This window comes from Arthrobacter sp. NEB 688 (assembly GCF_013201035.1).
Lineage (GTDB): Bacteria > Actinomycetota > Actinomycetes > Actinomycetales > Dermatophilaceae > Phycicoccus.
On record NZ_CP053707.1, the window covers coordinates 1,375,598 to 1,390,415 of the forward strand.

Annotated in this window: 12 protein-coding genes; 5 read left to right on the top strand and 7 right to left on the bottom strand. The window is 74.8% G+C overall.

Annotation, left to right across the window (positions count from 1 at the left end):
- The first annotated feature begins 159 nt into the window (after nucleotides 1-159).
- Nucleotides 160-579 (top strand): hypothetical protein, encoded by a 420-nt coding sequence (locus HL663_RS19115; RefSeq protein ID WP_216842695.1) that lies wholly within the window; start codon nucleotides 160-162, stop codon nucleotides 577-579.
- A gap of 4 nt (nucleotides 580-583) precedes the next feature.
- Nucleotides 584-1,792 carry a phosphotransferase gene (locus HL663_RS06540; RefSeq protein ID WP_173027601.1) on the top strand — a complete coding sequence of 403 codons (1,209 nt, stop codon included), beginning with the start codon at nucleotides 584-586 and terminating at the stop codon, nucleotides 1,790-1,792.
- Here the strand turns inward: HL663_RS06540 and HL663_RS06545 are convergent.
- Genes HL663_RS06545 through HL663_RS06555 form a run of 3 tightly spaced genes read right to left on the bottom strand, consistent with a single transcriptional unit; the run spans nucleotide 1,774 to nucleotide 4,221 of the window.
- On the bottom strand, nucleotides 1,774-2,436 hold the full coding sequence (locus tag HL663_RS06545) for a response regulator transcription factor (protein WP_173027602.1): 663 nt from the start codon (nucleotides 2,434-2,436) through the stop codon (nucleotides 1,774-1,776). The two genes, HL663_RS06540 and HL663_RS06545, sit on opposite strands and share 19 nt — an antisense overlap.
- Nucleotides 2,433-3,836 (bottom strand): sensor histidine kinase, encoded by a 1,404-nt coding sequence (locus tag HL663_RS06550; protein WP_286175986.1) that lies wholly within the window; start codon nucleotides 3,834-3,836, stop codon nucleotides 2,433-2,435. The genes HL663_RS06545 and HL663_RS06550 overlap by 4 nt, the downstream gene beginning before the upstream one ends.
- 49 nt (nucleotides 3,837-3,885) lie before the next feature.
- Nucleotides 3,886-4,221: a hypothetical protein gene (locus HL663_RS06555; RefSeq protein WP_173027604.1), complete on the bottom strand. Its 336-nt coding sequence runs from the start codon at nucleotides 4,219-4,221 to the stop codon at nucleotides 3,886-3,888.
- Nucleotides 4,222-4,415: 194 nt separating this feature from the next.
- Between HL663_RS06555 and HL663_RS19120 the strand changes: the two genes are divergently transcribed.
- Genes HL663_RS19120 through HL663_RS06570 form a run of 3 tightly spaced genes read left to right on the top strand, consistent with a single transcriptional unit; the run spans nucleotide 4,416 to nucleotide 8,754 of the window.
- Entirely contained in the window at nucleotides 4,416-5,018 is a 603-nt protein-coding gene (locus HL663_RS19120) for a TetR/AcrR family transcriptional regulator (RefSeq protein WP_216842696.1), read from the top strand.
- Nucleotides 5,018-6,751: an ABC transporter ATP-binding protein gene (locus HL663_RS06565; RefSeq protein WP_173027605.1), complete on the top strand. Its 1,734-nt coding sequence runs from the start codon at nucleotides 5,018-5,020 to the stop codon at nucleotides 6,749-6,751. The genes HL663_RS19120 and HL663_RS06565 overlap by 1 nt, the downstream gene beginning before the upstream one ends.
- Nucleotides 6,748-8,754 (top strand): ABC transporter ATP-binding protein, encoded by a 2,007-nt coding sequence (locus tag HL663_RS06570; protein ID WP_173027606.1) that lies wholly within the window; start codon nucleotides 6,748-6,750, stop codon nucleotides 8,752-8,754. Before HL663_RS06565 ends, HL663_RS06570 begins: the two co-directional genes overlap by 4 nt.
- Here the strand turns inward: HL663_RS06570 and HL663_RS06575 are convergent.
- From HL663_RS06575 to HL663_RS06590, 4 genes are read right to left on the bottom strand one after another with little or no spacing between them, the layout of a single operon-like run.
- Nucleotides 8,744-10,915 (bottom strand): acyltransferase family protein, encoded by a 2,172-nt coding sequence (locus HL663_RS06575; protein WP_173027607.1) that lies wholly within the window; start codon nucleotides 10,913-10,915, stop codon nucleotides 8,744-8,746. The genes HL663_RS06570 and HL663_RS06575 overlap by 11 nt on opposite strands.
- Nucleotides 10,912-13,065, bottom strand: coding sequence for an acyltransferase family protein (locus HL663_RS06580; protein WP_173027608.1), 2,154 nt, complete (start codon nucleotides 13,063-13,065; stop codon nucleotides 10,912-10,914). Before HL663_RS06580 ends, HL663_RS06575 begins: the two co-directional genes overlap by 4 nt.
- Nucleotides 13,062-14,438, bottom strand: coding sequence for a glycosyltransferase family 2 protein (locus tag HL663_RS06585; RefSeq protein ID WP_173027609.1), 1,377 nt, complete (start codon nucleotides 14,436-14,438; stop codon nucleotides 13,062-13,064). Before HL663_RS06585 ends, HL663_RS06580 begins: the two co-directional genes overlap by 4 nt.
- A 46-nt stretch (nucleotides 14,439-14,484) precedes the next feature.
- Nucleotides 14,485-14,622: a hypothetical protein gene (locus tag HL663_RS06590; RefSeq protein ID WP_173027610.1), complete on the bottom strand. Its 138-nt coding sequence runs from the start codon at nucleotides 14,620-14,622 to the stop codon at nucleotides 14,485-14,487.
- Nucleotides 14,623-14,818 lie beyond the last annotated feature (196 nt).

Below are 14,818 nucleotides of genomic sequence, written 5' to 3' on the forward strand. Positions count from 1 at the left end.
CCCTCCACCCCCTGCTCCGGAGGGCGGGGCCGCCCCGTGCCCGGGGGCGGACGCGCAGATGAGAGGCGTCTCATCCGCCTCTCCCGGGGGCCTCACGGCCGGCACCGACAGTGGAGGCATCCGGGCGGCACCCCGCCGCCCCGCCCCGAGGAGGACCCCGTGCCCACCCTGCCCCGCAAGACCTGGATCATCAGTGGCGCCCTCGGCGCCGTCGCCGTCGCCGCCTCCGCCGTGGCGGGGGGTGGCGCCGCCGTGGCGGACACCACCCCGTCCCCGTCGGTCTCCGTGCCGGCCTCCTCCTCGCCCGTCGACGTGAGCCCGGCCCCCTCCGGGACCGCCTCGGACCCGGCCGGCGTCCCCGCGCCGACGACGCCGGTGGCCGACCCGACCGCGGCCACCCCGGCCTCGCCGCTCACGCCCGCGACCGCCGCCACGGCCGTGACGCCGGCCAGCCCCGTGACGGCCGCGACCCCGGCCTCCCCGGTCACGCCGGCGAGCCCGGCCACCGCCGTCACCCCGGCCAGCCCGCTGACGCCCGCCACGGCCGCGACCGCCGCCACGGCGCCGAGCGCGGACTGACCCCGTGACCGGCGGCCCGGACCTCCTCGGACCGGACGCGGCCGACCTCCTCGCCCTGGCCTGCGCCTCGGCGGGGAGCGAGGTCCTCGAGCACTCCCTCCACGCGGTGCACACGCGCCCGGGGGACGGCACGAGCGTCGGCTTCCGGGTGCGGGTCCGGGCCGCCGGCGTCGAGCGGGAGGACTACGTCCTGCTCTCGACGAGCCGGGCGCGCGGCGTCGACACCGCGCGCCCCGGCGTCGCCGTCCTCGACGGCGACGCCGGCCGGGTGCTCGCCTGGCGCTTCCCCGACGACCCCGCCCTGCCCGCCCTCGCGCGGGCCACCGACCCGGTCGCCCTCGCCGCGGCGCTCCCCGGCGAGGGCCCGGTCACCGCCCACGACCTCGTCACCTACCGGCCGCTGCGCCGCGCCGTGGTCCGCGCCGAGCGCGGGGGCGTCGTGCACTGGGTCAAGGTGCTGCGCCCGCACGGCCGCGGGGGCACCTCTCCGGCCGCCGACGTCGTGGCCCGCCACGGGATGCTCGCCGCCGCCGGCCTGCCCGTCCCCGAGGTCCTGCGCGCCGACCCCGACGGGCTCGTCGTCCTCGCCGCGGCCACCGGCGAGGGGCTGCTGCACTCCGTGCTCGCCGACGAGGCGTCCGGCGTCGCGGTGCGCGACCTCGTCGCCCTCCTGGACCGGATGCCGCCCGCCGTCCTCGACCTGCCGGCCCGCCCGGCGTGGTCGGACCGGGCGGGGGCGCACGCCGCCGCCCTCGACGGCACGGCCTGGGCCGAGCGGGCCCGAACCGTCGCGGACGAGGTCCTCGTCCGGTCGGCGACCCTCGACCTCGGCCCGGTCGTCCCGACCCACGGTGACCTGCACGAGGGCCAGCTGACCGTCGTCGGCGAGCCCGGCGACCGTCGGGTCACGGGCCTGCTCGACGTCGACGGCCTCGGCCCGGGGCACCGCGTCGACGACCTCGCGTGCGTCGTCGCCCACGCGCTCGCGCTCGGGCCCGCCGGGGCGTCCGTCGCCGCGCGCTGGCGGCAGGAGGCGCTCGACGGTGGCCACGCGGGCGCCGAGGCGCTCGACGTCCGGACGGCCGGCGTGCTCCTCTCGCTCGTGGTGGGGGCGGCCGACCACGGCCGCGCCGGGGGGAGCGCCGACCCCGGCGAGCTGCTCGCGCTGGCGGAGGGCTGCCTGGCCCGGGCGCCTCAGCCGTCGAGCCGGTAGCCCATCCCGCGGACCGTCGCGATGACCGAGGCGCCGAGCTTGGTGCGCAGGTACCGCACGTAGACGTCGACGACGTTGGAGCCGGGGTCGAAGTCGTAGCCCCAGACCCGCGACAGCAGCTGCTCGCGCGACAGGACCTGCCCCGGGTGGCGCAGGAAGGTCTCGGCGAGGGCGAACTCGCGCGCCGAGAGGTCGACGTCGCGCCCGTCGACGCCCGCCCGTCGGGTCCGCAGGTCGAGGGTGACCCGTCCGTGCGCCAGCACCGAGGTGGTCGCAGGCGCAGCGGACGCGCTGAGCCGCAGCCGGATCCGCGCGAGGAGCTCCTCGAAGCGGAACGGCTTGCTCATGTAGTCGTCGGCGCCGCCCTCGAGGCCGGCGACGGTGTCCTCGACCGACGAGCGCGCCGTGAGGATGATGACCGGCACGGTCGAGCCGCTGCCGCGCAGCCGGTCGAGGACCCCGAAGCCGTCCTGGTCGGGCAGCCCGAGGTCGAGCACGACGAGGTCGACCTCGCCGGCGAGCACGTGCTCGACCGCCTCGCGGCCGGTGCGCACGGTCGTCGGGACCATCCCGGCGGCGCGCAGGCCCTTGGCGACGAACGCGGCGATGCGCTGCTCGTCCTCGACGACGAGGATGCGGCTCACGGGACCTCCGGGGTCGACGGCGGTGGCTGGTCGGTGGCGGGCGACGGTGTGCCGGTGGGCAGGTCGAGCACGACGGTGGTGCCGACGCCGCGCGCCGAGGACAGCTCGACGCGCCCCCCGTGCGCCTCGGCGATGGCCCGGACGATCGCCAGGCCGAGCCCCGAGCCGGGCGTGCCGGACTCCTGCGCCTCGCGCCCGCGGACGAAGCGCTCGAAGACGGTGTCGAGCTCGTCGGCGGCGATGCCCCGCCCCTCGTCGCGGACCCAGAGCCGGACGCGGTCGCCGTCGGGGGCCGACCCGAGGGTCACGACGGACCCCGGCTCGGAGTAGCGGACGGCGTTGGCGGCTAGCTGGAGCCACGCCTGCGTGACCCGCGCCGGGTCGAGGCGGGCGACCGACTCGGTGCGCTCGCCGACGCGCCACACCCGGTCGCCGAGCGTGCGTGCCTTGTCGAGCACCTCGTCGGTCAGCATCCCGACGTGGGTCTCGGTGGGGCGCACGAAGTCCGGCCGGTCGGCGCGGGCGAGGTCGACGAGGTCGTCGACGAGCAGGCGCATCCGGTCGACCTCGTCGAGGGCGAGGTCGCGCGCGGCCCGGACGTCGTCCTCGTCGCCGGTGTCCATCAGCTCGAGGTGCCCGCCGATGACGGTGAGCGGGGTGCGCAGCTCGTGGCCGACGTCGTCGAGGAGGCGGCGCTGCCCGGTGAAGGCGGTCTCGAGGCGGTCGAGCATCGCGTTGACCGTGCGGGTGAGGTCGGCGACGTCGTCGCGGCCGGTCACGGGGATGCGCCGCGAGAGGTCGGTGTCGTTGATGCGGGTCGCGGTGTCGCGCAGGTGGGTCAGCGGTCGCAGGAGCCGCCCGAGGACGAGCCATCCCGCGACGCCGACGACGAGGAGCGCGAGGAGCGCCACGAGCGCGTACCCGCGCCAGGCCGCCGCGAGCTCGGCGTGCTCGGCGTCGCGCAGGGTGGCGACGACGTAGAGGCCGCGCGCCGGGTCGCCCTCGACGCGCACGGGCACGGTGGCCACCCGGTACTCGGCCCGGTCGGTGCGCACGGTCGCGATGCGCGCGGTGTCGTCGTCGACGCGGGCGAGGGTGGCGACGAGGGCGGGGTCGTCCTCGAGCCGCACGGCGACCGTGCGCGGCGCGTACCAGGCGGGTCGTCCGTCGCGCAGGGCGAGCATCCCCTCCCGCGGCAGGGGCACGGTGTCGCGCAGCGCCCGGCGCAGCGCCTCGTCGACGCCGCCCTGCGCGGTGGCGCCCGCCGTGCCGCGCAGCTGCTGGACCGTGCGCGTCAGGGCGGAGTCGATGCGCTCGTCGGTGCTGCGCCGCTGGAGCAGCCAGGTCGTCGTGCCGGCGACGAGCAGGCCGAGCGCCACGAGGACGACGAGGGCGGTCATGACGCGCGTGCGGACGCTGGCGCCCCGGCGGCCCGCGCGGGGCGCCGGCTCAGCGGACGGGGGTGTCGTCATCGTCGGGGGCGTCGGGGAGGTCGTCGTCGTCGGGGTCGTCCGGGTCGTCGTCCTCGTCGTCCGGGTCCTCGGGCTCGGGCGGCTCGACCGTGGCGGGCGGCGAGGAGGGGGCCGGGCCCGTGGTGGGGCTCGCGCCGGGACCGGCTGCGGGGGTGCCGGACCCGGTGGGCGCCTGCGTCGGCGTCACGAGCACCGGCTCCCCGAGGTCGACCGGCGCCGGCCCCTGCGCGGCCCGCGACGCGAGGGTGCTCCCGAGGCCGAGCAGCACGAGGACCGCGGCGACGGCCGCTGCGGCGGCGAGGGGTCGGGGCACCCGGTCATCGTGTCAGGGGTGGATGAGAGCCGCGTGAGAGTCCGGAGCCGGGACGGTCCCTCCTCCGGGCAACCTGCGCGGGTCCGCGTGCGACCGCACCCGGACCACCGCAGGTCGCGCGGAGAAGAGGCGGCGCCGGGCGGGTCACGGAAAGCGCTTGTGAGTGAGTGCTCACTCACTTACGATGGCTCCTCGTGACCCCCCGTGCGCCCGCCATGAGCCCCGAGGAGCGCCGGACGGCGCTCGTCGAGGTGACGATCCCGCTCCTGCGCGAGCACGGCGCCGCCCTGACGACCAAGCAGGTCGCCGAGGCCGCCGGCATCGCCGAGGGCACGGTCTTCCGCGCCTTCGGCACCAAGGAGGAGCTCGTCGGGGCCTGCGCCGCAGCGGTCTTCGACACCACGGCGGCGGTGGCCCGGCTACGCGGCATCGACCGCGACCTCTCGCTCGACGAGCGCCTGGCCGCGGGCGTCGCCGTGATGCACGCCCACCTCGAGCAGGCCATCGGCCTCATGGCGACCCTCCACCACGCCGGCGTGCCGCCGCACCGCCCCGCGGCCGGCCCGCCGCAGCGCCGCTCGATGAGCGACCCGGCCGTCGACGCCGCCTTCGTCGACCTCATCGGCGAGGACGCCCACGAGCTGCGGTTCGACGCCCCGACGGTCGTCAACATCCTCGCCCACCTGACGCTCTCGAGCGCCCACCCGATGTTCCCCGTCCGGTCGATGACGCCGGCCGAGATCGTCTCCGTCGTCCTCGACGGCACCCGCCACCACACCGACCGAGAGGCCCGCTGATGCTCGTCCGCCTCGTCCGCACCCACCTGCGGCCCTACGCCGGCCCGCTGGCGGTCCTCCTCGTGCTCCAGCTCGCCGGCACGCTGGCCTCCCTCTACCTGCCGAGCCTCAACGGGCGCATCATCGACGAGGGGGTCGCGGTGGGGGACACCGGCTTCATCCTCCACGCGGGCCTGCTCATGCTCGGCGTCTCGCTGCTCCAGGTCGTCGCGACGATCGCGGCCACCCGCATCGCCGCCCTGACCGCCGCGTCGATGGGCCGTGACGTCCGGGGCGCGGTGTTCAGCCGGGTCGGGTCGTTCTCGGCGCGCGAGGTCTCGCAGCTCGGCGCGCCGACCCTCATCAGCCGCTCGACCAACGACGTCACCCAGGTGCAGCAGGTCGTCTACATGGGGCTGGCGATCATGGTCTCCGCGCCGATCATGATGGTCGGCGGCGTCATCATGGCGCTGCGCGAGGACATCGGCCTCTCGTGGCTCGTGGCCGTCGCGGTCCCGCTGCTCGGGGCGTCGGTCGGCCTCGTGATCAGCCGGATGATCCCCCACTTCCGCGCGATGCAGAAGGCCGTCGACTCGGTGAACCGCATCCTGCGCGAGCAGATCACCGGCATCCGCGTCGTGCGCGCCTTCGTCCGCGAGGACGTCGAGCGGCAGCGCTTCGCCGACGCCAACGACACCTACACGGGCACGGCGCTCGCGGTCGGCCGGCTCATGGCGCTCGCGTTCCCCATCGTCATGGTCATCTTCAACGCCTCGACCGTGGCCGTCCTGTGGTTCGGCGCGATGCGCATCGACTCCGGCGCCATGCAGATCGGCGCCCTGACGGCCTTCATGTCCTACCTGATCCAGATCCTCATGTCGGTGATGATGGCGACCTTCATGTCGATGATGATCCCGCGCGCCACCGTCTCGGCCGGTCGCATCATGGAGGTCCTCGACACCCGCTCGTCGGTGCACCCGCCCGAGCACCCGGTGGCCCTCCCGGCCGGCCCCGTGGCCGTCGAGCTGCGGGCCGCGACCTTCGCCTACCCGGGGGCCGACGCCCCCGTGCTGCGCGAGGTGAGCTTCACGGCGCGCCCCGGCACGACGACCGCGGTCATCGGCTCGACGGGCTCGGGCAAGACGACGCTCGTCGGCCTCGTCCCGCGCCTGCACGACGCGACGGGGGGCGCCGTGCTCGTCGGCGGCGTCGACGTGCGCGAGGCCGCCCTCGAGGACCTGTGGTCGCGGATCGGCCTCGTGCCCCAGCGGCCCTACCTCTTCAGCGGGACGGTCGCGAGCAACCTGCGCCACGGCGACCCGGACGCCACCGACGAGCAGCTCTGGGAGGCGCTGCGCATCGCCCAGGCCGAGGACTTCGTCCGGGCGATGCCCGAGGGCCTCGACGCCCCGATCGCCCAGGGCGGCACCAACGTCAGCGGCGGCCAGCGCCAGCGGCTGGCCATCGCCCGGGCGCTCGTGCGCCGCCCGCACGTCTACCTCTTCGACGACGCGTTCTCCGCGCTCGACGTCGCGACCGACGCCCGGCTGCGCGCCGCGCTGCGGCCGGTGACGCGCGAGGCGACGGTGGTCGTCGTCGCGCAGCGCGTCTCGAGCATCCGCCACGCCGACCAGGTCGTCGTCCTCGAGGACGGCGCCGTGGTCGGGGTCGGCACCCACGACGAGCTCGTCGCGTCGTGCCCCACGTACGTCGAGATCGTCGAGAGCCAGCAGGCGATGGAGGAGGTCGCATGAGCGAGCTGAAGAACGAGGAGGAGAAGGCCGCCGAGGCCCGGCGCGGACCCGCGGGCTCGCGCCGCGGCGGCCCGCCGCACGCCCAGATCGGCATGCCGACCGAGAAGTCGCAGAACTTCGGCCCGTCCGCGAAGCGCGTGGTCGGGCTGCTGCGCCCGGAGCGCCCCGTCGTGCTCGGCGCGCTCGGCCTGGCCCTCGGCTCGGTCGTGCTCAACGCCGTCGGCCCGAAGATCCTCGGGCGGGCGACCGACCTGATCTTCGCCGGCGTCTTCAGCCGGCAGATCCCCGCCGGGGTCACGCAGGAGCAGTTCGTCGAGACGCTGCGGCAGCGCGGCCAGGGCACGGTCGCCGACGTCCTCGCGGCGATGGACCACGTCGTGCCCGGGCAGGGCATCGACTTCGGCGCGGTCGGGCAGGTGCTCCTGCTCGTCCTCGGCATCTACGTCGTCGCCGCCGGGCTCCAGCTCGTCCAGGGACGGCTGCTCGTCAGCGCCGTCAACCGCACGGTGTACCGCCTGCGCCGGGACGTCGAGGACAAGCTCAACCGGCTGCCGCTGCCGTACTTCGACGCCCAGCCGCGCGGCGAGCTGCTCAGCCGGGTCACCAACGACATCGACAACGTCGCCCAGAGCCTCCAGCAGACCCTCAGCCAGCTCGTCACCTCGCTGCTCACGGTCGTCGCGATGATCGCGATGATGCTCTACATCTCGCCGCTGCTCGCGGTCATCGCCCTCGTGACGATCCCGGTGACGATGGTCGTCACGGCCGTCATCGGCAAGCGCTCGCAGGGGCACTTCGTCCAGCAGTGGAAGAGCACCGGCGAGCTCAACGGCGTCGTCGAGGAGACCTTCACCGGGCACGAGCTCGTCAAGGTCTTCGGTCGCCAGGCCGAGGCCGACCGCGAGTTCGCCGTCTCCAACGACGCGCTGCACCACGCGAGCTTCCGGGCGCAGTTCATCAGCGGCGTCATCATGCCGACGCTCATGTTCATCGGGAACCTCAACTACGTCGCCATCGCGGTCGTCGGCGGCCTGCGGGTCGCGAGCGGCTCGATGAGCCTCGGTGACGTGCAGGCGTTCATCCAGTACTCGCGCCAGTTCACCCAGCCGCTGACCCAGGTGGCGTCGATGGCCAACCTCATGCAGAGCGGGGTCGCCTCCGCGGAGCGGGTGTTCGAGGTCCTCGACGCCCCCGAGCAGGAGCCCGACTCCGGTTCGCCCGCACGCCTGGACGCCGCGCACGGCCGGGTCGCCTTCGAGGACGTCTCGTTCTCCTACTCGCCGGACGAGCCGCTCATCGAGCACCTCGACCTGCTCGTCGAGCCCGGCCAGACCGTCGCCATCGTGGGGCCCACGGGCGCCGGCAAGACGACGCTCGTCAACCTCGTCATGCGCTTCTACGAGCTCGACGGCGGTCGGATCACGCTCGACGGCAAGGACATCCGCGAGCTGACGCGGCACGACCTGCGCTCGCGCACCGGGATGGTCCTTCAGGACACCTGGCTCTTCGCCGGCACCATCCGCGACAACATCGCGTACGGCCGCCCCGGCGCGACCGAGGACGAGATCCTCGAGGCCGCCCGCGCGACCTACGTCGACCGGTTCGTGCACTCGCTGCCCGACGGCTACGACACCGAGCTCAACGCGGAGGCCGACAACATCAGCGCCGGTGAGCGCCAGCTCATCACGATCGCCCGCGCGTTCCTCGCCGACCCGTCGCTGCTCATCCTCGACGAGGCGACGAGCTCGGTCGACACCCGCACCGAGCTCCTCGTCCAGCAGGCGATGGCCGCCCTGCGCAGCGACCGGACGAGCTTCGTCATCGCCCACCGGCTCTCGACCATCCGCGACGCCGACCTCATCCTCGTCATGGAGGCCGGCCGGATCGTCGAGCGCGGCTCGCACGCCGAGCTGCTCGCCGCCGACGGGGCGTTCGCCCGGCTGCACGCCGCCCAGTTCGAGGGTGCGCTCACCGACCTCGAGGGGGCGCCGGTCAGCCCCTGAGCACCGGCGACACCTCGGCGAGCTCGTCGGCCAGCAGGCGGCGGGTGGCCTTCGACCACGTCGCGCTCATGTGGCTGTTGTCGCTGTAGACGACCGTCGTGCCGACGACGGCCGGGCAGGTGCGCTTCGTGCAGAACCACGAGGTGGGGTCGACGGTGCTCGCGCCGGCCTGCCGCGCGGCGCGCAGCGTGGCCGCCCGGCGGGTCGGGTCGCTGAGGGCCTCGGCCCGTGGGACGGCGCACGAGCGGGCGTCGTCGAGGTGGGCGGCGAGGCACTCGGGGACGTCGCGCCGGGGGTAGGGCGTGTCGGCGAGGACGGTGACGCCGAGCCCCTGCGCGCGCAGGCCCTCCACCGTGCGCCCGACGCCGTCGGCCCAGCGGCCGGTGAAGGCGGGGTCCTGCCGCTCCGAGCCGGTGAAGGCGCTGAGCAGCACCTGGTCCGGCTTCTCCGCGGTGATCCGCGCGAGCACCTCGTCGCGCCAGGCGTAGCACTCGCGGTAGTCGCGCTTGAGCAGGGTGTTGACGAGCCGGACGTCGTACAGCGGGCAGCCCGACTTGGTCATCGACACGACGCGCCAGTGGCGCTGGACCGCGACCGCCTCCAGCGCGGGCAGCCACTGGTAGGCGTGGGAGTCGCCGGCGAGGACGACGGTGGTGTCGCCGCGGGGATCGCCGAACACGCAGGTGCCGGCGGGGTCGCGGGCGATGCTCGTGTCGAGCAGGTCGACCATGCACGAGACGCCGTCGCCCGTCGTCGGCGACGGGGTGTCGTCCGGCACGTCGGCGAGGGCGGGCGAGAGGTTGGCGGGCAGCGCGCGCAGCGTCGTCGCGGCGTCGACCGCCGCGACGACCTGCGCGGGGTCCACGCTCGCGGCCTCGGCGCCGGAGCCCTTCGGGTCCGGGATGAGCACCGCCGCGGCGAGGCTCACCGACGCGGTGGCGCCGGCCACCCCGAGGCCCGCGACGACGGCCCGCCACGGCAGCCGGGCCAGCGCGCGCATCCGCCGCACGGGGTCCTCGAGGCCGTGGTAGGAGATCGTCGAGAGCCAGAGGGCGAGGGTGAGGGTGAGGGTGGTCTGCAGGGGGGTGGGGGTGGTGTCGAGGTAGGTGGGGGCGAGGGTGAGCAGGGGCCAGTGCCAGAGGTAGAGGCCGTAGGAGATGCGACCGAGTCCTTGGGGCAGGGGGGTGTCCAGGAGGTGGGTCTCGAGGGGGGTGGGGCGGTGCAGGCCGGCGGTGAGGGTGGCGGCGGTGCCCAGGACGGGCAGGAGGGCGGCGGTGCCGGGGAAGGGGGTGGTGTCGGTGTAGAGGATGGCGCTGGTGGTGATGGCGGTCAGGCCGGTGACGGCCAGGAGGGTGGTGGTGGGGGTGTGGGCCAGGAGGCGGGTGCGGGCCAGGGTGGGGGCGGCGATGGCCAGGAGGCCGCCGATGCCGAGCTCCCAGGCGCGGGCGGGGGTGGCGAAGTAGGCCAGGGAGCGGGCGATGTCGGTGGTGTGGATGGCGTAGGCGAGGGAGGCGGCGGTGGCCAGGGTGATGGTGGTCAGGAGCAGGGTGGTGCTGGGGGTGGGGCGGGTGCCGTGGGGGGTGTGGCGGCGGCGCAGCCACAGGAGGGAGGCGGCGGTGATCAGCAGGGGCCAGACGAGGTAGAACTGCTCCTCGATGGCCAGGGACCAGTAGTGCTGCAGGGGTGAGGGGTCCTGGTTGGCCTGGTAGTCCACGCCGCTGTTGGCGAGGTGGATGTTCATCGCGAAGAGGGTGGACCAGAGGGCGTCGGTGGCGGTGCGGCGGGCTTGGAGGGGGGAGGCGATGAGCCAGGTGGCGGCGAGGGTGGCCAGGGTGACGAGGGTGGCCAGGGGTAGCAGGCGGCGGATGCGGCGGGCGTAGAAGTCGGTGAGGCGGATGCGGCCGTGGGTGGTGAGCTCGGTGTGCAGGTGGCGGGTGATGAGGTAGCCGGAGATGACGAAGAAGACGTCGACGCCGACGTAGCCGCCCTGGAGGAAGGGCACGCCTGCGTGGTAGAGCACGACGAGGACGACGGCCAGGGCGCGCAGGGCCTCGATGTCGGGGCGGTAGCCGCGCAGCCACCCCCGCCCCAGGTCCGGACCGGGAGAGGTGGCCGGCCGGAGGTGGCGCTGCCGGCGGGGCGGCGGGGCGATGGTCGTCACGAGGTCCTCCCGGGACCGAAGGGGGCGGGCAGGGCCGCGGCCAGCTGCGGGGCCAGGGCGCGGGCGTAGGTGGCGGTGAGGTGGCTGTTGTCTCGGTAGACGAGGGTGTCGCCGACGACGACGGCGCACCGGGTGGGGGTGCAGAACCAGGGGACGGGGTCGACGACGACCGCCCCGGCGGCCGCGGCGCGCTCCCGGGTCGAGGCCCGGCGCACCGGGTCGCTCAGCGCCTCCTCGACGGGGACCGTGCACGCGGTGGCGCGGTCGAGGTGGGCGGCGAGGCACTCCGGGACGTCCCGTCCGGGGTAGGGCGTGTCCTCGAGCACGACGACCTCGCGACCCCGGGCCCGCAGCCCGGTGACGGTGGTGTCGACGCCGTCGGCCCACGCGGCGGCGAAGTCGTCCCCGCGCGAGGAGAACACCGCGCCGGTGGTGACGACGAGGTCGGCGTCCTCGGCGGTGATGCGCGCGAGGACGCGCTCGCGCCACGTGTAGCACTCGCGGTAGTCGCGGCGCAGCGTCTGGTTCTCCAGCGCCACGTCGTACAGGGGGCAGCCGGACTTGGTCATCGACACGACGCGCCAGTGCTGCTGACGGGCGAGCAGGTCGAGGGTCGGCAGCCACTGGTAGGCGTGGGAGTCGCCGGCCAGGACGACGGTGGTGTCGGCGCGGGGGTCCCCGAAGACGCACGGGCTGCCGTCGTCGCTCAGCGTCGTCGGCAGGAGGTTGGTGTGGCAGTGCGCGGCGGCGGGCAGGCCCCGGGTGGGGTCGTCGTCCGCGGCGGTGTCGAGGGCGGGCGTGAGGTTCGAGGGCACCTCGACGACCTGGGCGCCGGACGCCACCGAGTCGAGCGCGGTCAGGCCGTCGGTGAGGGAGGCCGCCGCGCGCCCGGTGCCACGGGCGTCGGGCACCAGGGCGGTGGACCCGACGACGCCGACCGACGTCACCGCCAGGGCGGCGAGCCCGGCCGCCACCGTGCGACGGGCCGGGAGCCGGAGCCGGGCGACCTCGCGGACCGGTGACTCGACGACGGCGTACGACACGACCGAGAGCCAGAGGGCGAGGGTGAGGGTGAGGGTGGTCTGCAGGGGGGTGGGGGTGGTGTCGAGGTAGGTGGGGGCGAGGGTGAGCAGGGGCCAGTGCCAGAGGTAGAGGCCGTAGGAGATGCGGCCGAGTCCTTGGGGCAGGGGGGTGTCCAGGAGGTGGGTCTCGAGGGGGGTGGGGCGGTGCAGGCCGGCGGTGAGGGTGGCGGCGGTGCCCAGGACGGGCAGGAGGGCGGCGGTGCCGGGGAAGGGGGTGGTGTCGGTGTAGAGGATGGCGCTGGTGGTGATGGCGGTCAGGCCGGTGACGGCCAGGAGGGTGGTGGTGGGGGTGTGGGCCAGGAGGCGGGTGCGGGCCAGGGTGGGGGCGGCGATGGCCAGGAGGCCGCCGATGCCGAGCTCCCAGGCGCGGGCGGGGGTGGCGAAGTAGGCCAGGGAGCGGGCGATGTCGGTGGTGTGGATGGCGTAGGCGAGGGAGGCGGCGGTGGCCAGGGTGATGGTGGTCAGGAGCAGGGTGGTGCTGGGGGTGGGGCGGGTGCCGTGGGGGGTGTGGCGGCGGCGCAGCCACAGGAGGGAGGCGGCGGTGATCAGCAGGGGCCAGACGAGGTAGAACTGCTCCTCGATGGCCAGGGACCAGTAGTGCTGCAGGGGTGAGGGGTCCTGGTTGGCCTGGTAGTCCACGCCGCTGTTGGCGAGGTGGATGTTCATCGCGAAGAGGGTGGACCAGAGGGCGTCGGTGGCGGTGCGGCGGGCTTGGAGGGGGGAGGCGATGAGCCAGGTGGCGGCGAGGGTGGCCAGGGTGACGAGGGTGGCCAGGGGTAGCAGGCGGCGGATGCGGCGGGCGTAGAAGTCGGTGAGGCGGATGCGGCCGTGGGTGGTGAGCTCGGTGTGCAGGTGGCGGGTGATGAGGTAGCCGGAGATGACGAAGAAGACGTCGACGCCGACGTAGCCGCCCTGGAGGAAGGGCACGCCTGCGTGGTAGAGCACGACGAGGACGACGGCCAGGGCGCGCAGGGCCTCGATGTCGGGGCGGTAGCCGCGCAGCCACCCCCGCCCCAGGTCCGGACCGGTCGCCGTGCGGGCGGGGCCGACGAGGTCGATGACGCTCATGCGCCCACCCCCGAGCCGACCGCGGAGGCCTCGAGGCCTCCGCCCGCCGGGTAGAGGCCGACCTCGACCTTCTTGCGGGTGCCCCACGTGCGCTGCGGCTTCGGCGACGAGACCGCCACGTAGTACAGCGGCAGGAGCACGAGCATGCTGAGGACGCTGGCGAGCGGGCTGACCCACCAGACGAGGAGGCGCTGGGAGAGCGGCTCGTCCTGCCGGGCCAGCAGCACGTACCGGAAGTGCGAGGCGAACGAGATCGCGGCCGCGGTGAGGATGGTCGAGCCGAGCAGCGCCGGGCTGATCGCGCCGAGGAGCACGCCGGGCACCGCGGCGACCATCGCGACGCCGTACATGACGAGCGCGAGGACCTGCGTGAACGTGAACCAGAAGTCGGCGCTCGTCACCGGCCGGCGCAGCAGCCACAGGGTCCCCCAGCAGAACGAGCGGCACCACCGCAGGCGCTGCCGCACGAGGTGCGAGAACCGCGACGGGAGAGCCGAGTACGCCACGGCGTCCGGCTGGTACTCGCAGCGCCCGAGCTCCTTGGCGAAGAGCGTCATGATGCGGTCGTCGCCGGCGCGGACCGGGCGGCCGAGGAAGCGCTGGCCGAGGAAGCGGTCGAGGTTGCGGCGGGGCACCTCGCCCCGGTAGGCGGCGATGATGCCGCAGTTGACGCGCACCGACCCGAACGCGCCCTCCGCCATCCGGCCGTGGATGAAGCTCATGACGAACCCGATCTCGACGATGCGCGTGAAGAGGCTCTGCGCGTGGTTCTGCCCCACGGCTGTCCCGGCCACGCTCATGACGTCGGGGCGGGCGAAGGGGAGGAGGAGCCGGTCGACCGCGTCGTCGCGCAGGACCGTGTCGGAGTCGACCGTCACGAAGACGTCGGCGTCCGAGCGCGCGTACGCGACCGCCTGGGCGTGGCGCTTGCCCTGGTTGTGGTGGCGGTGCCGGTGCACCGTGAGGCCGGCGAGCTCGAGTTCGGCGGTCGCCTCGCGGACCTCGTCGGACTCGAGGACGAGGAAGGGGACGCCGTCGCGCTGCGACCCGTCGTCGACGACCCACACGGCCCGGGGCAGACGGGTCTGGCGCGCGATGCTGCGCAGCCCGGCGGCGAGGAGCGCGGGGTCCTCGTTGTAGACGGGGACGACGACGTCGACGCGCAGGAGCGACAGGTCGACGTCGGGGTCGGCCACGTGCCGCTTGGCGGCGAGGCTCGCGACCGCCTTGAGCGCGAGGTGGCACCACATGAAGGCGAAGCACAGGGCGAAGTTGGTCAGCTTGGCCGCGTAGGCGAGGTGGTTGACGAGCAGCCCGGTGAGGAGCGCGACCATCGCCACGCCGTAGGTGAGGTAGCCGAGTCCGAAGCTCATGGGGGTCCTGTTCCGGCAGAGGGGGTTTCGGGCGTGGACGGGCGCGTCAGACGCGCAGCGGCGGGAGCAGCCGGACGGCGACCGCGAGGCCGACGACGAGGGCGAGCCCCCCGAGGGCGAGCCAGCCGTTGCCGAACACGACGGCGTCGACGAGCGAGTGGATGCGGGCGAGCGCAGCGGACATGGACGGCTCCTGGAGGCGGGTGCCCGGTCGACGGGGTGACCCGGGCGAAGAAGAGGGAGGCCGGGCGTGCGTCGTCGCACCCCACGGTCGAGGACCAGGTGGACGTCCCCCCGAGGGACCGTCCGGCGCGCCGTACGTCACTGGCCGGCGCAGACGTGGCGACCCCGACGACGAAGGCGGAGCGCTGCTGGTCTGG

Coding starts and splice junctions, on each gene's coding strand:
- HL663_RS06550 (WP_286175986.1), bottom strand. CDS start 3,836: ATGACCGCCCTCGTCGTCCTCGTGGCGCTCGGCCTGCTCGTCGCCGGC.
- HL663_RS06565 (WP_173027605.1), top strand. CDS start 5,018: ATGCTCGTCCGCCTCGTCCGCACCCACCTGCGGCCCTACGCCGGCCCG.
- HL663_RS06570 (WP_173027606.1), top strand. CDS start 6,748: ATGAGCGAGCTGAAGAACGAGGAGGAGAAGGCCGCCGAGGCCCGGCGC.
- HL663_RS06580 (WP_173027608.1), bottom strand. CDS start 13,065: ATGAGCGTCATCGACCTCGTCGGCCCCGCCCGCACGGCGACCGGTCCG.
- HL663_RS06585 (WP_173027609.1), bottom strand. CDS start 14,438: ATGAGCTTCGGACTCGGCTACCTCACCTACGGCGTGGCGATGGTCGCG.
- HL663_RS06590 (WP_173027610.1), bottom strand. CDS start 14,622: ATGTCCGCTGCGCTCGCCCGCATCCACTCGCTCGTCGACGCCGTCGTG.